Origin of the sequence: Micromonospora sp. NPDC005413 (genome assembly GCF_040606435.1) — a bacterium.
GTDB lineage: Bacteria > Actinomycetota > Actinomycetes > Mycobacteriales > Micromonosporaceae > Micromonospora.
Genome location: NZ_JBEXEV010000002.1, coordinates 101,338 through 118,391, shown reverse-complemented (window position 1 = coordinate 118,391; position 17,054 = coordinate 101,338). Strand labels below are relative to the sequence as shown.

Genomic DNA, 17,054 nt, shown 5'->3' with positions numbered 1-17,054 from the left:
AGCGGAGTCTGGTTTGCTGCCGGTCATGACCGTGACCAGTGGCGGGCCCGGCCGGGGCCGGGCGGAGCCCGGCAAGCGCCTGCACGGTCGGGGCGGTGGCACCGCGCACCGGTTCTACAGCGTCGTGGTGTTCGTGGTGCTCGCCTCGCTGGACAACGTGGCGATCGGGTTGGTCCCGCCGCTGTACGGCCCGATCTCCGAAGCGTTCGACGTGTCGGGGCGGCTGCTCGGTCTGGTCACCGCGGTCAGCTTCCTGGTGAGCGCGGTGGCAGCGGTCGGCTGGGCGTACGTCGGCGACCGGACCAACCGCAAGCCGCTGCTCATGGTGGGCACGCTGCTGTGGGCGGCGGGCACCGGTGGCAGCGCGCTCGCCGGCGGCTACCTGACGTTCCTTGCCGCACAGTTGGTCGCCGCGGTCGGGCTCGGCGCGGTCGGCTCGGTGGGTTTCTCGGTGGTCACCGACCTGATCTCACCGACCCGCCGGGGGCTGGTGATGAGCTTCTGGGGGCTCTCCCAGGGGGTCGGCACCCTGGCGGGCACGCTCGGCGGCGGGCTGCTCGGGGCGACCGACTGGCGGCGACCGTTCCTGTTGCTGGCCGGCGTCGGCCTGATCGCCACCCTGGCCTACCTGTTCACGTACGACATCCGGCGTGGCCAGAGCGAGCCGGAGTTGGCCGACAGGCTGGACGCCGGTGCCGAGTACGACTATCGGATCAGCCGTGCCGATCTGCCGCGCATCCTGGCCCGACGGACCAACCGGTGGCTGATCCTGCAGGGCCTGACCGCGCAGGCCGCGTTCGGCTCGCTGGTGTGGCTGCCGGTGCTCTTCGCCGAACGGGCCGAGGCCCAGGGCTATTCGGCGTCGACGGCGGTGGTGGTGGGCAGCGTCTTCGCCACGCTGTTCCAGCTCGGTGGGGTGCTCTCCATCGTGGGTGGGCTGATCGGCGACGCGGTGCAACGGCGTACGCCGAGGGGGCGGGCCCTGGTCGCCGCGATCGGCATCCTCGCCGCGCTGCCGTTCTACCTGGTGCTGTTCTTCGTTCCGGTGACCATCGACGTGCCGGACGGCGCGAGCGGCGGTGCGGTGATCGCTGCGGTGCTGTCCAGTGTGTTCACCGAGCCGTCGGTGGGGCTGAGCCTGCTCACCGCGATCGTGGCGCTCGCGCTCACGTCTGCCAACTCGCCGAACTGGTTCGCGCTGATCGCCGACGTGAACCCGCCGGAGCACCGGGGCACCGTCTACAGCCTGGGCAACCTGGTGAACGGGGTCGGTCGCGCGGCCGGGAACGGCCTGGTCGGGGTGGCGTTCCAGGGGCTGCGAGCGGCGTTCCCGCCGCCACTGAACTTCGCCGTCGGGCTGGCCGCGTTCCAGCTCTTCTTCATACCCACCGGTGTCATGTACTGGCTCGCCTCGCGGACCTCACCGGCGGACATCGACAACGTGCACGACCTGCTGCACGCCCGCGCCGACCGCCTCTGAACGCCCACCGGTGCCGCTCGTCGGTCCCGGGCTTCGCAGTTTCAAGGATGTAGTGGCCTCCCGTCGGGGTTGAGGCCACCACATCCTTGACGTTGCGCGATCTTGATGCGCCGGGCCTACCCCCGCCGCCCCGGTCCGGAGCATGGGTCGACGGGAGTGGGCCGGTCGGGTGGGGTCAGGCGCGCAGCCACACCGTCACGTCGGTCGGGACCGCGTCGTCGTCCAGGGGTGCGCTGCTGGCGAGCACCTCGGCACCCGCCGGCAACGGCACCGGGGTGTCACCGAAGTTGGTCAGCACGGTCAGCTCCGCGTTGCGGAAGGTCAGCACCTCGTCGCCGGAGGACAACCACTCCAGGGTGCCGTGACCCAGCCCGTGGGCGCGGCGCAGCCGCAGCGCCGTGCGGTACAGCTCGTACGTCGAGCCGGGCACGTCGCGCTGCCGGTCCAGCGCGTACTCCGCCCAGAGCGGAGGCTGCGGCAGCCAACTGGCGTCGGTCGGCCCGAAGCCGTACGACGGGGCGTCGGCCTCCCACGGGATCGGCACCCGGCAGCCGTCCCGTCCGCGCTGGGTGTGCCCGCTGCGCGCCCAGGTCGGGTCCTGCCGGGCCTCGTCGGGCAGCGTGGTGTGCTCGGGCAGCCCCAGCTCCTCGCCCTGGTAGAGGTACGCCGAGCCGGGCAGGGCGAGCATCAGCAGGGTGGCCGCCCGGGCCCGGCGCAGGCCGAGCGCGGCGTCCGGCTGCGGGTCACCGATGCCGATGCCGTTGGGCCGTACGGTGCCGATCGGCAGGCCGAGCCGGGAGGCGTGCCGCACCACGTCGTGGTTGGACAGCACCCAGGTGGTCGGCGCGCCGACCGAATCGGTCGCCTCCAGCGAGCGGGTGATCACCGCGTACTGGGCCGGTGCGGTCCAGGCGGCGAGCAGGTACTCGAAGTTGAACGCCTGGTGCATCTCGTCGGGGCGGACGTAGCGGGCCAGTCGTTCGGCCGGCTCCACCCACGCCTCGGCGACCAGCACCCGCTCGCCGGGGTAGCTGTCCAGAACCTGCCGCCACTGCCGGTAGATCTCGTGCACGCCCTCCTGGTCCCACATCGGCGGGCGCGGCTTGTCGACCTCGTTGCCGGAGAGGATCTCCTGTGGCTCCTGCCAGTCGGCCAGGTCGGCCTGCTTGACCAGGCCGTGCGCCACGTCGACCCGGAAGCCGTCCACCCCACGGTCCAGCCAGAACCGCAGCACGTCCAGGAACTCCGCGTGCACCTCCGGGTTGTCCCAGTTGAGGTCCGGCTGCCCGGTGTCGAACAGGTGCAGGTACCACTGGCCGGGTTGCCCGTCCGGGTCGACCGTCCGGGTCCAGGCCGGACCGCCGAAGACGCTCTGCCAGTCGTTCGGCGGCTGGTCGCCGGCCGGGCCGAGACCGTCTCGGAAGATGTACCGGGACCGCTCCGGGCTGCCGGGCGCGGTGGGCAGCGCGGCCTGGAACCACCGATGCGCCGACGAGGTGTGGTTCGGGACGAGGTCGACGATCACCCGCAGGCTGCGGGAACGGGCCTCGGTGATCAGCTTGTCCGCGTCGGCGAGGGTGCCGAACAGCGGGTCGATGTCGCGGTAGTCGGCCACGTCGTAGCCGGCGTCAGCCTGCGGCGACGGGTAGAAGGGGGAGAGCCAGATCGCGTCCACGCCCAGCTCGACCAGGTGGTCGAGGCGGGCGGTGATGCCGGGCAGGTCGCCGATCCCGTCCCCGTCCGAGTCGGCGAACGAGCGCGGGTAGATCTGGTAGATGGTGGCCTCGGTCCACCAGCCGGTGATCGGGTGACCGGAGGGGGTCTGCTGCGTCGGATCGGTGTTCAGGGTCGTCTCCCGTGTCGAGCTGTGGGTGGACTGCCGGCGGTGCTGCTGCCGGCCGCGTCGCCGCCAGCCGCCAGCCGCCAGCCGCCGGCCGGCGGCGGATGGTTGGAGTTCAGTCTGCCCGGGGCGGTGCGGTCGAGTCCCGGACGACCAACCGAGTGGGCAGGATCACGGGCGTGTCGCAACCGGCGCTCCGCTGACCCACGATGGGACCCGGAGGCCGGGCCCCGAGCGGGTCGAGCAGCATCTGGGCAGCCAGCCGGCCCTGCTCGGCGGCGGGCTGGGCGATGGTGCTGAGCCCGAGCACACCAGCCAGGTCGTGGTTGTCGATGCCGATCACGCTGACGTCCTGCGGCACCCGCAGCCTGGCGTCACGTAGCGCGGTCATCGCGCCCATCGCCATCTCGTCGCAGGCCGCGACGATCGCGGTTGGCGGCTCGCCACGGGCCAGCAACTCGGCGGTGGCCCGGTTGCCGCCGTCGATGGTGAAAGTGGACTCGACATCCAGGCTCGGGTCGAGTCGCAGGCCAGCGGACCGCAGCTCCGCCTGGTAGCCCCGACGTCGGTCGAGGTGGGTGGTGAAGGCCAACTCGTCGTCCGGGTCGCCGGAGATGTGCGCGATCCGGTGATGGCCGAGGTCGATCAGGTGCCGGGTGGCGGCCCGGGCCGCCGCCACGTCGTCGATACGGACGCACGGCCAGTTGGGCACCCTGCTCCCCGAGCTGATGGTCACTCCGGGCAGGTCCAGGGTGGCCAGCGCGGTCAGGTCGGCCGGCCGCAGTGGCGTGGCGACCAACATGATGGCGTCCACCCGTTTGTGCAGGTTGGCCGTACGCAGGACCCGCTGGCGGAGATGCTCCCGGCCGCCCAGGTTGTAGAGCAGCAGGTCGTAGCCGGACTGGTGGAGGTAGTCCTCGACCGCCTCGACGACAGTGCTGAAGAACCAGCGGGTGATCCGGGGGACCACCACTGCGACCGTGCCGGTCCGGCCACCGGCGAGCCGGGACGCGCTCGGTGACACCTCGTAGTCGAGCTGCTCGGCGGCGGCGAGCACCCGACGCCGGGTGGCGGCCGAGACCGTCGGCAGCCCTCGCAGGGCCCGCGAGACGGTGGCCGTGGAGACTCCGGCCAGCCGGGCGACATCATCGATCTTCGTCACGGTTTCCCCCGCTCGGTGCCCGGCGCCCGCCGCCGCCCGAGGGGCCAGGCGGCGGCGGGCGCGCGGGTCAGCCCTTGACGCTGCCGGCGAGCAGACCTCGCACGAAGAAGCGCTGAAGAGACAGGAAAACAACGAGCGGTACGACGATCGAGACGAACGCCCCGGCGGTCAGCCGCTGCCACTCGTTGCCCCGAGTGCCGGCCATCTCGGCCAGCCGGACGGTGAGCGGGGCGGTCTCGTTGCCGCCGCCAGCGAAGATCAGCGCGACCAGCAGGTCGTTCCAGACCCAGAGGAACTGGAAGATGCCGAACGCGGCCAGCGCCGGGGTGATCAGCGGCAGCACGATGGTGCGGAAGATCTTCGGGTGGGTGGCCCCGTCGACGCGGGCCGCCTCCATCAGGTCTCCGGGTAGTTGCGAGATGAAGTTGTGCAACAGGAAGACGGCGAACGGGAGTGCGAAACAGGTGTGCGCGAACCACACCTGGGCGAACTTCTGTTCGTCGACCAGGTCCCAGGCCGGCATCAGGGTGACGCCGCCGAGGGTGACGCCGGTGGAGAAGAACTTCAACAGCGGCACCAGGGCCATCTGCAACGGCACGATCTGCAACGCGAAGATCGCGATGTAGAGCCAGTCCCGGCCGCGGAAGTTGATCCATGCCAGCGCGTACGCGGCCAGGGCCGCGAAGGCGAGCGGGAAGAGCACCGACGGAATGGTGATCGCCAGTGAGTTGATGAAGTAGCTGGCGAGCTGCCCGGAGGACGACGACCGCCCGAACAGGACCTGCTGGTAGTTCTCCAGGGTGAACTGCGGGTTGGTGAAGGCCGTCCACCAGCCGGTGGTCTTGATCTCGTCCTCCGGTCGGAGAGAGGAGATCAACAGACCGAACGTCGGGATGGTCCAGACCACCGCGATGACGATGGAGACGAGCGTCGCCGTACGGCTGTTCAGCCGTTTACGGACCCGCCCGGCGGTGGTCTTCGGTGCGTCGGTCTTCTGGGTTCCGGCGGCGACGGTGGGCGTTGCAGTCGTCATCTCAGCCCTCCCGCTGCTGACGGAGGTTGCGGATCTGGTAGATCACGACCGGGATGACCAGGATGAAGAGGAAGACCGCGAGCGCGGAGCCCTGCCCGTTCTGGCCGTACCGGAACGCCTGGTTGTACATCTCGCTGGCGATCACGCTGGTGTCGTAGTTGCCGTTGGTCGAGGTCCGGACGATGTCGAAGACCTTGAGCGTGGCGATCGTGAGCGTCACCCCCACCACGATCAGCGCCGGACGGATGCTCGGCATGGTGATCCGCCAGAACATCTGCCACGGGCTGACCCCGTCGAGCCGGGCGGCCTCCACGATGTCGCCCGGGATGGACTTGATCGCGGCGGAGAGCACCACCATGGCAAAGCCGGCCTGGATCCAGACCATGATGACGATCAGCAGCAGTGTGTTCAGCGGTGATTCGAGCAGCCACTGCTTGGGCTCACCGCCGAGGCTGACCACGATCTGATTGAGCAGACCGATCTGGTCGCCGTCGCCCCGGTAGGCGTAGACGAACTTCCAGATGATGCTGGCGCCGACGAAGGAGATCGCCATCGGCAGGAAGATCAGCGATTTGGCCACCGCCTCGAACCGGGCCTTGTCCACCAGGACGGCGTAGAGCAGGCCGAACGAGGTCGCCACCAGCGGGACCAGGACCACCCAGACCAGGGTGTTGATCAGGACCCGGACGATCGAGCTGTCGGAGAACATCCAGCCGTAGTTGCGCAGCCCGACCCAGTCGTTGCTGCCTGCGTCCATGAAGGACAGCAGTGTGGTGCGGATGGCCGGAACGACCAGCCCGACCGTGAGCAGCAGCAGCGTCGGCAGCAGGAAGAAGAGCGCGAAGAGTCCCTCCCCCTGCTTGCGCCGGCGGGGGAGCGGGGTGCCGCTGACGGACGCGGCGACCAGCTGTGCCTCCCGCCGCCGAGCGAACCAGGCCGGCACCACGTCGAGAAGCAGGAGCAGACCGCCCACCACCGCGACGAAAGCGATCAGCCCGTACATCAGCATGAGGAACTTCGGCTGCTCCTCCGCGAAGTCGAACTCCATCGACCCTCCCAGGTCTGGATCCGCCGGTGGGCCGGCCCGCGGGTGCGGACCGGCCCACCGCTCAGATCACTTCCAGCTGCTCTCGATGCCCTGGAGCACCGACGCGGTGTCCTTGCCGTTGATCCACTCGACCATGCCCTTCCAGAACGTCCCCGCGCCGACCGCGGCCGGCATCAGGTCGGATCCGTCGAAGCGGAAGACGCCGGTCTTGTCCTGCAGGATCTGGACGGAGAGCTTGTCGATCGGGCTGGCGACGTTGGCGATGTCCAGCTTGTTGTTCGCCGTCACCCAGTTACCGAGCTTCGCGCGGCTGTTGACGTACTCAGCCGAGGCGAGGTAGGTCTGCACCGCCTGCACCTCGGGGCGGTCGGTGAAGCCGACGACGAACTCGCCCGCGCCGAGCACCGGCTTGCCCTTGGCCGTGTCGATGGCCGGGAAGTAGAAGGCGAACGCGTCGCCGTCCTCGGCCACCTTGGTGCCCTCGGGGAACTGGTTGGCGTAGAACGACGCCTGCCGGTGCATGGCGCACTTGCCGGTGGTGACCGGCAGGCCGGCCTCACCGAAGGCGGTGGTGCCGATGCTCTTCACCCCACCGAAGCCGCCGTTCATGTACTTCTCGTTCTTCAGGATCGTGCCGGCCCGGTTGACCGCGTCGACGATCCGCGGGTCGTTGAACGGGATGGCGTGGGTGGTCCACTGGTCGTAGACCTCGGGGCCCTGCGTACGCAGGATCACGTCCTCGATCCAGTCGGTGGCCGGCCAGCCGGTGGCGTCACCGGACTCGATGCCGGCGCACCACGGCTTGATGCCGCTCGCCGCGATCGTGTCGCTGAGCTTGATCATGTCGTCCCAGCTGGTGGGGACCGTCCAGCCCTTCTCCTTGAAGAGCTTCGGCGAGTACCAGACGAAGGACTTCACGTTGGCGCCGAGCGGCACACCGTAGAGGGTGCCGTTGACGGTGCCGTACTTCAGCCAGTCGGCCGGCATGTTCTGCTCGGCCATCGTCTTGGTGTCGGCACCGAGCGACTTCAGCTTGCTGGCGTCGGCGAACCGCTTGACCAGGCCCGGCTGGGGCACGAAGGCCAGGTCGGGCGCGTTGCCGCCGTCGACCCGGACCGGGAGCTGCGCCTCGAACTCGGCGTTGCCCTCGTAGTCGATCTCGATGCCGGTGCAGTCCTCGAACGTCTTCCAGGAGTTCCTGAGCAGGTCGGCCTCGGCGTCACGGATGGACGCGTAGATGGAGACCTTCTTGCCGTCGTGGCCGTCGTACTTGTCGTATGCGGCACACTCCGCGGAGCCCGCGTTGTTGCTCTTCTTGTCATCGCCGGTACCGCAAGCCGTGGCGCTGAGCGCCAGCCCGAGTACACCGGCGATCACGAAGGCCTGGCGTGGTCTGGTAAAGACCGCCATGCCGTCCTCCTTCCTAGCCGGCGCGGTCGTGCTGGAGACCCGTCGCCGGTCCGATTGGGCGTGCACACATGTAAGCGCTTGCATCCGGTCCGGTCCACCCCCAGTCAGACACGAGCGAGTAACAATCCGGAAACCTCCGAGCCGCCTCGTGGGCGCGCTCCCGGCCAGATCCCCGACTCTTTCGAAGATTGGCGATATCTGTCAGGCTGAGTGCATCGCATCGAAGGTTTTCAACATAGGAGGCGCTGTATGCGAAAGCGATGGATCAGCCTGCTGGTGACCGGTCTGCTCGTCGGGGGAGTGCTGACGCCGGCGAGTCCGGCGCTGGCCGCCCCAACCTTCAAGGTGCCGTTCCCGTGCGGCCAGTCCTGGTCCGGGCAGACCCGGTCCGATCACAGCCCGGCGTACGCCGTCGACTTCAACCGCACCGACGACCTCGGCGACCCGGTGGTGGCCAGCGCCCCCGGCACGGTCGACCGGGTGACCGACCTCGGCGGCACCAGCTATGGCAAATACGTCCGGATCAACCACGGTGGCGGTTACAGCACGTACTACGCCCACCTCAACGGCTTCAACGTCTCGGTGGGGCAGACGGTCGGCTACGGCAAGGTGCTCGGCTGGGTGGGCAGCACCGGTGGCTCGACCGGCCCGCACCTGCACTATGAGCAGCGCCTCAACGGCAGCGACGTCCAGGTCCGCTTCAACGGCACTCTCGGCCTGTACTGGGGCAGCAGGACCTACACCAGCGACAACGGGTGCTCCTCGGGCAGCGGCAACGGCACGGTCGACACCAGCGGCACTGCGCTGACCGTCCGCTCCGGCCCCGGCACCGGATACGCCTCGGTGGGCACCGTCGCCGACGGCACCCGGGTGACCATCGCCTGCCAGACCAGCGGCACCACGGTCACCGGCACGTACGGCACCAGCTCGATCTGGGACCGGATCGGCGCCGGCCGCTACATCGCCGACGCGTACGTGTACACCGGGCACGACGGCTACATCCCGAACGTCCCCCGCTGCTGACCGCGAAGCGACGACGGTCTCCGGCGGGCGACGCTCGCCGGGGATCCGTGGGTCAGGAGTTGAGCCGCCAGTCGGACAGGTTCAGCGAGGCGGCGAAGGTGACCCAGGCCACATCACCACGATCCCGGCGCCACGGACATGCAGCGCCGGGGCCGCTGCGGCCGATGCTTCTGTCGGGAGGACGAAGCTCCGGTCGCGGCGACCCCGGCGGGTCCCGGTGTTGCGAGGTACGGACGTCAATTGAAGATGCTGACACCACCCGGGCCGACCAACAGCCCGACGACGATGAGGACGACGCCCCACAGGATCTGCCGGCGGAACAGCGCGAGGATGCCGGCGACCACGAGTACGACTGCGAGAATCCAGAGAATCAGCTCCATGGCTGCTGAATACCCGACCCGCCGATCCGGGAAACCTGGTCCGTGTCGAGTTGATCGCCCAAATGGAAGACGCTGTAGGCCTGCTTGATCACCGGGTGCGCGACGTTGCGGACGCGTACCCCGCCGGGGGTCGTGCCGCGCTCGGTGCCGGCATGCGCGTGCCCGTGCAGGGCCAGCGCTGTGGGTGCCGAGTCGATGGCCTGCCCCAACTGGTACGACCCGAGGAACGGGTAGATCTCCAACGGTTCGCCGGCCAGAGTGTCCGGCACCGGTGCGTAGTGGGTGAGCGCGACCAGCATGTCGCATTCCAGTGAGCGCAGCGCCGTGCCGAGGCGGTCCGCGCTGTCGGTGGTGGTCCGGACGAACGCCTTCATCTCCGGCTCGCCGAAGTCACTCGCGCACCGCCCGGCGAACCCACCGCCGAAGCCCTTGACGCCCGCAATGCCGAGCCGGCCGCCCGCGCAGTCCAGCACCACACCGTTGCCCTCCAGCACGGTGATGCCCGCGTCCTCGAGCACCTTGACCACCTGTGGCACCTGGTCACACTGGTGGTCGTGGTTGCCCAGCACGGTCACCACCGGCACGGCCAACCCACCGAACTCCTCTGCCACACAGCGCGCCTCGGCCTCGGTGCCGTGCCGGGTCAGGTCCCCGGCCAACAGCAGCACGTCCGCGCACTCCGGCAGCTCCTCCAACGCCGGTCGGAACCGGCCGACCACGTCCTCGTCCAGATGCACGTCGCCCACGGCGGCGATCCGGATCACCATGAAACCTCCCTCAGGGCAGTTGCTCGATCTCCGTGGGCGCCTGGACGCGGATCACCCCGATGTCACTGGTGATCGGCACGTCCGGGAAGCGCTCGGACACCCGGCGCAGGATCTCCTCACGCCGGTGCGGGCTCTCCACCTCGCCGTAGAGCACGAGGGCGCGTTCCCTTCGGACCACGGTGATTCCCTGTTCGGCGACGGCGGGGTCCTCGGCCAGCAGCCGGTGGATCTCCGCTTCGACGTACTCGTCCGGTGGCCCGGCGCCGATGTCGCGATGGTGGGTCACGATGTCCCCTCTCCTGGCTGGGTGCCGGCGGCCGGCACCACCTCCAACCGGTCCAACAGCACGAGGAACGCCTCGGCGTACGGCGAGTGCTGCGTCTCCTTGCGTACCCGCTCCCAGTCGATCTGCTCCCTCAGCGACCGGGCCAACGGCAGGCCCCGGGCGAAGTCGCAGTAGTGCTGGGAGAAGCTGAGCAGCTTGTGCACCATCAGCTGGGTGGCGGACAGGACCGGCATGTGAATCGCGTCCACCGGCCGGATGACCGTGTCGGCGAACGTCTCCTCGGTCACCGGCGTCTCGATCGGCCGGTGGATCAGATCCACCATCCGCCCGTCGTCGAAGACCTTCACCAGCCAGTCCTCCGGTGGGCGCTCGGCGACGAAGCCGGCGGCCACCAGGGCCTCGAGGGACCGTTCCACGTCGGCCTCCCGGATCAGGAAGTCGACGTCGTGCTCGCTGGAGTGGCCCCCGTGGGCGTAGACGGCGAAGCTGCCGCCCAGGGCGAACGGGATCTCGGACTGCTTGAGCACGGCGGCGACCTTCTTGAGGGTGTGCACCAGACTCTCGTCCCCGCGCTCAGCCATCTGGTTCTCCCGTCGGTCATGTTGGTGGACAGGCGGTTGGATTCGAACTCCGGTACCCGGCATTCCGGTCGGCCACACCTGCTGGCGTCGCGCTCGGGGTCGAACAGGGATAAAGCACCACAAACCTCGCGGGGTCGGTGCGCGGGTCGGATAACCTGTCGAGGGTGGCCAGATCATCGGGGATGCGACGACGCAAGGCCCGGTTGCGCACCGTCGCCCTGATCGGCATCGACGGTTCGGGTAAGACCACTCAGGCACACCGGCTGGCCGACGCGCTGACCGCCGCCGGCCGCCCCGCCAAATACCGCCGCAACGCCAGCGGGCGTCGTTGGCTCGGCCGCCTCGCTCACCGGCTCGGTCGACCGGATGCGCAGCGGCTCGTCGGGCGCGACGGCGTGCTGGCGGTGGAGTCCGTGCTCCGCTGGCTCGCCATCGCCATAGCCCTGCTCAGCTGCCTGCTCACCGGCCGTACGGCAGTGATGGATCGCTACTCGGCCTGTCAGTACGCGAGCATCCGGGCGCACGGTGGGCACCGCTGGGAGCGGTTGGCCCGGGCCGGCTACCGGCTGTTTCCGACGCCGCAGGTGACCTTCCTGCTCGCCGTCGACCCGGAGGAGGCGTACCGGCGCATCGAGAAGCGCGGCACCGACCACGAGACGATGGGCTGGCTGACCGCGGCGGACACCGCCTACCGGGCCCTGCCCGAGTACCCGAGCTTCGTGCTGGTGGACGCGGGCCGCCCGGCCGAGGAGGTGACCGAGCAGATCCAGGCGCACCTGGAGCCCTGGCTGCCGCCTCCCCCCGCGTCGGGGCGGGGTGACGTCGGCCCGTTGATGACTCAGGCCCGCCCGTAGACCGGGACGGTGGCGCCGCTGGTCGGGGCGGACTCCGCTGACGCGAGGAACCGGATCACCGGCGCGATCTCGTTCGGGGCCACCCAGCGGGAGTGGTCGGCGTCGGGCTGCGCGGCCCGGTTCGCCGGGGTGTCGATGACGCTGGGCAGCACGGTGTTGCAGCGCACGTTGCGGGACCGGTACTCCACCGCGACCGCGTTGGCGAACGCCAGCACCGCCGCCTTGGCCGTCACGTAGCCGGCCGCGCCAGGAAACGGGGCGACCGCGGCGCGGGCCGAGACGCAGACCACCGCGCCGCCGCCGGCCGCCACCAGGTGCGGCAGCGCGGCCTGGGTGACCAGGTAGGTCGGCCGCAGGTTGACGGTGAGCATCCGCTCGAAATCCTCGACCGGCGTCTCGTGCACCAGACCCGCGCTGGCGTACCCGCCGACGAGGTTGACCACTGCCCGCAGCGGCGCCACCGGGTCACCGGCGGCGGCCTCGACCGCCCGCGCCGCCCCCGCCGGATCGCTCAGGTCCGCGACCAGCCGGACCAGCCCGTCCGCCGTCGGCTCCGGACCGGGCCGGGCTTTCCGCTCGGGTACGACCACCCGCCAGCCCGCCTCGACGAACGCGGCGACGACCGCCCCGCCGAGCCCGCCGGCACCTCCGGTCACCAACACGCTGCGCTCCGCCATGTACCTCACGCTATCGTCCGCCCCGGCCGGCACCTCCCGGTGGCCCGCTGCCCGGCGCTCTGCCGAGAGCAGAGCGGGTGGGCGAACCGCCCGCCGGCAGCGCAGGATCAACGGATGCGGATCCTCATTCTCGGTGGCACCCGGTTCCTCGGCCGGGCGCTGGCCCGGCTCGCCGTCGATCAGGGCCACGACGTGACCTGTGCGGCCCGGGGCGTCTCCGGCGTCGCGCCGGCCGGGGTCCGGTTCGCGCCGGTCGACCGGGACGATCCCGACGCGCTGGTGTCGCTCGCCGGCGAGGGCTTCGACGCGGTGCTGGACGTGACCCGCCAGGTCAGTCACGCCCGCCACGCGCTCACCGCACTGGCCGACCACGTCGGCCACTGGTCGTTCGTGTCGACGATCTCGGTGTACGCGGACGACACCACCCCGGGTCAGACCGCGACGGACGCGCCGGTGCTGGCACCGGCCCCGCCGGACGTGGACGGTCCGATCGGCCCGGACCACCGCTGGTACGGCGAGTGCAAGGTGAGCATCGAGCAGTTGGTCCGGGAGCGGATGGGCGTAGCCCGTTCGTTCATCTGCCGGGCGGGGCTGATCGTCGGTGTGGAGGACCCGAGCGACCGCTTCCCGTACTGGGTGCGGCGGCTGGCGGCCGGTGGGGAGGTTCTCGCGCCCGGACGGCCGACCGACCGGGTGCAGTTCGTGGATGTCGTGGACCTGGCGGCTTGGTTGCTGCACGCCGCGGGCACCCGCCTCAGCGGCACGTACGACGGCATCGGCCCGGCGATGTCCCGGGCTGACCTGCTGGCCGGGGTCGCCGCTGGGCTGGGCGTCGCCGATCCCGCCCTCACCTGGGTCGATCAGGAGTTCCTGCTGTCCCGCGACGTACGCGAGTGGTCCGGCGAGCGGGCTCTGCCGCTCTGGGTGCGACTGCCGGAGTCCGGCGGCCTGATGGACCGGGATGCCCGACCGGCTCTGAATGCCGGGCTGGCGCTCCGTCCGCTGCCCGACACCGTTCGGGCGACCGCGTCCTGGATGACAGCACACCCGGCCGCCGTACGGCAGGGTGGACTCGACCCGGCGGATGAGGCGGCGGTGCTGCGGGAGTGGCAGGCTGTGCGGAACAGGTGATCCCGGCCGACGACACTTTTCCCCGCCCCGGACAGTCGTAGTTGACGCTCACGCCTGGTGAAAGTAAGTTTCACCCGTGGCGAAGAGTCCGAAGATTTCTGCGAGTCACGAGCCCGGTGGGCTGATCGTCCACATCAGCGGGCTGTTGCCGTCGCTGTCGCCCGCCGAGCAGCGGGTTGCCCGGCTGGTGGTGTCCGACCCGGCCGCCGCCGCCCGGCGAACAATCACCGACCTCGCCACCGCAGCGGAGACGTCGGAGGCGACCGTCATCCGGTTCTGCCGTTCGGTGGGCATGGACGGTTACCCCCAGCTGCGCATCCGGCTCGCCGCCGAGGCCGCGCGCCGGATCGAGCCGCCGGACGCCCGGGTGGTCGGCGGTGACATCCCGCCCGGCGCCGACCTCGCCCAGATCATCGCCACCATCGCGTTCAACGACGCCCGCGCGGTCGAGGAGACTGCCGAGCAACTCGACCCTGCCGTCTGCGAGCAGGTGGTCGAAGCGATCAATGGTGCCGGTCGGATCGACATCTACGGCGCCGGCGCCAGTGGGTTCGTCGCCTCCGACTTCCAGCAGAAGCTGCACCGCATCGGCCGGATCGCCTTCTACTTCCCGGACGTGCACACCGCGCTGACCTCGGCCGCCCTCCTCGGCCGGGGTGACGTGGCGATCGGCATCTCGCACACCGGCACCACCTCAGATGTGATCGAGGTGCTGGAGCAGGCCCGTACGCGGGGCGCCGTCACCGTGGCGCTGACCAACTTCCCGCGCTCGCCGATCACCGAGGTGGCGGACTTCGTGTTGACCACGGCGGCCCGGGAGACCACCTACCGCTCCGGCGCGACGGCCAGCCGGCTGGCCCAGCTCACCGTGGTCGACTGCCTCTTCGTCGGGGTGGCCGCCCGCAACCGGTCCAAGGCCCGCAAGGCCCTCGAGGCGACCGCCGAGGCGGTCCAGTCGCACCGGGTGGGTGCCAACCGGAGGCGGGCATGACGGCCGGTGCGGTGGAGCCGGACGAGGACATGCCAGCACCGCCCGCCCGCCCGATGGTCCGGGTGGGCGCCCCCACCGAACGGCGCAACCCGCTCAGCGCCGATCTTGACCTGATGTCGACACGGGACGTGCTCACCGTGATCAACGATGCCGACCGGCGAGTGCCGGCGGCGGTCGCCGCGGTGCTCGACGAGATCGCCACCACCGTCGACCTGGCGGTCGCGGCGCTGCGCGGTGGCCACCGGGTGCACTACTTCGGTGCCGGCACCTCCGGTCGGCTCGGTGTGCTCGACGCGGCCGAACTCGCCCCCACCTTCAACTCGCCCCGGCACTGGTTCTGCGCCCACCTCGCCGGCTTCCCGGACGCCATGTGGCGCGCTGTCGAGGACGCCGAGGACGACGACCGGGGCGGCGCGGTCGAGGCGGCCAGTTGTGTGCGTGCCGGTGACGTGGTGGTCGGTCTGGCGGCCAGCGGACGCACCCCGTACGTCCTCGGGGCGCTCGCCGCGGGTGGCGCCAAGGGCGCCTCGACGGTGCTCCTCTGCGCCAATCCGGAGGCGGAGGCCGCCCGGTCGGTCGACGTGTTCATCGGGGTCGACACCGGACCCGAGGTGGTCACCGGGTCGACCCGGATGAAGGCGGGCACGGCGCAGAAGTTGGTGCTCAACACGTTCTCGACAGCCGTCATGGTGCGCCTGGGGCGGGTCTACTCGAACCTCATGATCGATATGGTCGCCACCAACGCGAAGCTCCGCGGACGAATGATCTCAATTCTGGTCGAGGCCACCGGCTGTTCGGAGCAGGTCTCCCAGCGGGCCCTCGCCGAGGCCGACGGTGACCTGAAGACGGCGCTCGTCTCCCTGGTCTCCGGTGCCGAGGTCGACGCCGCCCGGGCAGCGCTGGCCCGCTCCGCCGACCAGGTGCGCGGCGCCCTCGCCCTGCTCGCCTCCTAGCCCCACGAGCCTGGGGAAGCGAACGCGGCTCCGGATTGTTCATCTGGGCGGGGGGTAATAACACCCCCGTGGATGAACCGACCGGTCCACCGGTGCGTATCTGGCAGTGACCAGGATCGCAGCGTGGTGGTGACCCGGGTCGCTGTGCCCCCGCGGCGGGCGGTGTTGCCATGGTGCGGTAACCCGTACGTGGTGCCCAGTGGTGAGCCACCCGGCGGGGTGCTGACAGCAAACATGGACCGTGCTCTCAGCTACTACTCAGGCATTCGTGACACTTTCGACTCACGACATGGAATCCCCGAGACGTCTCATCTGTTGTGTAGGTGTCAGCACCGATGGGCACAGCAGAAGTTACCAGGGGCTGATGGACGTGGGGAATTGCAAGGAACCGGGCAACCGGCGCGAGCGAGGGGACCGTGGGCAACGTGGACAAGAACATCGGCATGCGAACCGACGAGGTTGCCGAGGAGCGCGACCTGGTCGGCGTCTACCTGCACGAGATCTCCCGGACGCCACTGCTGGACGCCGCCAAGGAAGTCGATCTCTCCAAGGCGATCGAGGCCGGCCTCTACGCCGAGCACCTGCTCGGTGAAGACGCCGTCCCCTCCGGTGTCGACCGGGCCGACCTGGAGTGGCTGGTCGTCGAGGGGGAGCGCGCGAAGGACCTCTTCATCCGCGCCAACCTCCGACTGGTCGTGTCGATCGCCCGCCGCTACGTACGTTCGGGCATGCCCATGCTGGACCTGATCCAGGAGGGCAACACCGGCCTGGTCCGGGCGGTCGAGAAGTTCGACTACGAGCGCGGCTACAAGTTCTCCACCTACGCCACCTGGTGGATCCGCCAGGCGATCAGCCGGGCGATCGCTCAGCAGGAGCGCACCGTCCGTCTGCCGGTGCACCTCGTGGAGGACGTCAACCGGATGCGCAACGTGGCCCGGCAGCTGACCCGTGAGCTGGGCAGCGACCCGGAGCCGGAGCAGATCGCCGCCGCCCTCGGCGTCACCGTCGAGCGGGTCAACGAGCTGCGCCGCTGGTCGCAGGACACGGTCTCGCTGGACACCCCGGTGGGCGACGACGGCGACACGAAACTCGGCGACCTGGTCGCCGACAGTGACGCGCCGTCGCCGGAGGACATCGTTCTCAGCGGCCTGGAGCGGCAGCGCATCGAAGGGCTGCTCAACCACCTTGACGACCGGTCCGCCGGCATCATGCGGGCCCGCTACGGGCTGGAGGACGGCCGCGAGCACTCGCTCACCGAGGTCGCGTCCCGGTTCTCGCTGTCCCGCGAGCGGATCCGGCAGCTGGAGATCCAGGCCCTCGGCCGGCTGCGTGAGCTGGCCCGGGCGGAGGGGCTGCAGGCAGCCTGACCTGGTAGTAATGACGGCGAACGGCCGGCGTCCGATAGGGGGACGCCGGCCGTTCGCCGTAGCCGGTCGTA

Annotated in this window: 17 protein-coding genes; 7 read left to right on the top strand and 10 right to left on the bottom strand. The window is 70.2% G+C overall.

The features are described from left to right. Positions 1 to 25: 25 nt before the first annotated feature. Positions 26 to 1,480 carry an MFS transporter gene (locus ABZS37_RS03325; RefSeq protein WP_355165178.1) on the top strand — a complete coding sequence of 485 codons (1,455 nt, stop codon included), beginning with the start codon at positions 26 to 28 and terminating at the stop codon, positions 1,478 to 1,480. Between the two features lie 175 nt (positions 1,481 to 1,655). Here ABZS37_RS03325 and ABZS37_RS03320 read toward each other — a convergent pair whose 3' ends face one another. The 5 genes from ABZS37_RS03320 to ABZS37_RS03300 form a co-directional block, all read right to left on the bottom strand. Further along, positions 1,656 to 3,326: a glycoside hydrolase family 13 protein gene (locus ABZS37_RS03320; protein WP_355165867.1), complete on the bottom strand. Its 1,671-nt coding sequence runs from the start codon at positions 3,324 to 3,326 to the stop codon at positions 1,656 to 1,658. A 109-nt stretch (positions 3,327 to 3,435) separates the two neighbouring features. Beyond that, positions 3,436 to 4,482 carry a LacI family DNA-binding transcriptional regulator gene (locus ABZS37_RS03315; protein ID WP_355165177.1) on the bottom strand — a complete coding sequence of 349 codons (1,047 nt, stop codon included), beginning with the start codon at positions 4,480 to 4,482 and terminating at the stop codon, positions 3,436 to 3,438. Positions 4,483 to 4,549: 67 nt separating this feature from the next. Next, the gene (locus tag ABZS37_RS03310; RefSeq protein ID WP_355165176.1) at positions 4,550 to 5,515 is read right to left on the bottom strand and encodes a carbohydrate ABC transporter permease; all 966 of its coding nucleotides are present in this window, start codon (positions 5,513 to 5,515) and stop codon (positions 4,550 to 4,552) included. A gap of 1 nt (position 5,516) precedes the next feature. Beyond that, a complete protein-coding gene (locus ABZS37_RS03305) occupies positions 5,517 to 6,563 on the bottom strand; it encodes a sugar ABC transporter permease (protein WP_355165175.1) in 1,047 nt (348 codons plus the stop codon). Between the two features lie 66 nt (positions 6,564 to 6,629). Continuing rightward, positions 6,630 to 7,973, bottom strand: a complete 1,344-nt coding sequence (locus ABZS37_RS03300; protein ID WP_355165174.1) for an ABC transporter substrate-binding protein — start codon at positions 7,971 to 7,973, stop codon at positions 6,630 to 6,632. Between the two features lie 249 nt (positions 7,974 to 8,222). On the opposite strand from ABZS37_RS03300, the gene ABZS37_RS03295 reads away from it, so the two are divergent. Next, the gene (locus ABZS37_RS03295; RefSeq protein WP_355165173.1) at positions 8,223 to 8,996 is read left to right on the top strand and encodes a peptidoglycan DD-metalloendopeptidase family protein; all 774 of its coding nucleotides are present in this window, start codon (positions 8,223 to 8,225) and stop codon (positions 8,994 to 8,996) included. Positions 8,997 to 9,232: 236 nt separating this feature from the next. On the opposite strand, the gene ABZS37_RS03290 is transcribed toward ABZS37_RS03295, so the two are convergent. The 4 genes from ABZS37_RS03290 to ABZS37_RS03275 are packed head-to-tail and all read right to left on the bottom strand — an operon-like array spanning position 9,233 to position 11,073. Continuing rightward, entirely contained in the window at positions 9,233 to 9,376 is a 144-nt protein-coding gene (locus tag ABZS37_RS03290) for a GPGG-motif small membrane protein (protein WP_165947907.1), read from the bottom strand. Further along, complete coding sequence (locus tag ABZS37_RS03285) at positions 9,367 to 10,143, bottom strand: metallophosphoesterase (RefSeq protein ID WP_355165172.1); 777 nt, start codon at positions 10,141 to 10,143, stop codon at positions 9,367 to 9,369. Before ABZS37_RS03285 ends, ABZS37_RS03290 begins: the two co-directional genes overlap by 10 nt. Positions 10,144 to 10,153: 10 nt before the next feature. Further along, positions 10,154 to 10,429, bottom strand: a complete 276-nt coding sequence (locus tag ABZS37_RS03280) for a hypothetical protein (protein WP_354996199.1) — start codon at positions 10,427 to 10,429, stop codon at positions 10,154 to 10,156. Next, positions 10,426 to 11,073, bottom strand: coding sequence for a nucleotidyltransferase (locus ABZS37_RS03275; protein ID WP_354996198.1), 648 nt, complete (start codon positions 11,071 to 11,073; stop codon positions 10,426 to 10,428). The genes ABZS37_RS03280 and ABZS37_RS03275 overlap by 4 nt, the downstream gene beginning before the upstream one ends. A gap of 101 nt (positions 11,074 to 11,174) precedes the next feature. On the opposite strand from ABZS37_RS03275, the gene ABZS37_RS03270 reads away from it, so the two are divergent. After that, positions 11,175 to 11,864 carry a thymidylate kinase gene (locus tag ABZS37_RS03270; RefSeq protein WP_355165171.1) on the top strand — a complete coding sequence of 230 codons (690 nt, stop codon included), beginning with the start codon at positions 11,175 to 11,177 and terminating at the stop codon, positions 11,862 to 11,864. On the opposite strand, the gene ABZS37_RS03265 is transcribed toward ABZS37_RS03270, so the two are convergent. After that, complete coding sequence (locus ABZS37_RS03265) at positions 11,849 to 12,541, bottom strand: SDR family NAD(P)-dependent oxidoreductase (protein ID WP_355165170.1); 693 nt, start codon at positions 12,539 to 12,541, stop codon at positions 11,849 to 11,851. The genes ABZS37_RS03270 and ABZS37_RS03265 overlap by 16 nt on opposite strands. 114 nt (positions 12,542 to 12,655) lie before the next feature. On the opposite strand from ABZS37_RS03265, the gene ABZS37_RS03260 reads away from it, so the two are divergent. From ABZS37_RS03260 to ABZS37_RS03245, 4 genes are all read left to right on the top strand, one after another. Then, complete coding sequence (locus ABZS37_RS03260) at positions 12,656 to 13,672, top strand: NAD-dependent epimerase/dehydratase family protein (RefSeq protein ID WP_355165169.1); 1,017 nt, start codon at positions 12,656 to 12,658, stop codon at positions 13,670 to 13,672. 76 nt (positions 13,673 to 13,748) lie between these two features. Further along, complete coding sequence (locus ABZS37_RS03255) at positions 13,749 to 14,663, top strand: MurR/RpiR family transcriptional regulator (RefSeq protein WP_355165168.1); 915 nt, start codon at positions 13,749 to 13,751, stop codon at positions 14,661 to 14,663. After that, entirely contained in the window at positions 14,660 to 15,616 is a 957-nt protein-coding gene (locus ABZS37_RS03250) for an N-acetylmuramic acid 6-phosphate etherase (RefSeq protein ID WP_355165167.1), read from the top strand. The genes ABZS37_RS03255 and ABZS37_RS03250 overlap by 4 nt, the downstream gene beginning before the upstream one ends. A gap of 377 nt (positions 15,617 to 15,993) precedes the next feature. Continuing rightward, the gene (locus tag ABZS37_RS03245) at positions 15,994 to 16,983 is read left to right on the top strand and encodes a sigma-70 family RNA polymerase sigma factor (RefSeq protein ID WP_355165865.1); all 990 of its coding nucleotides are present in this window, start codon (positions 15,994 to 15,996) and stop codon (positions 16,981 to 16,983) included. Positions 16,984 to 17,054: the final 71 nt, after the last annotated feature.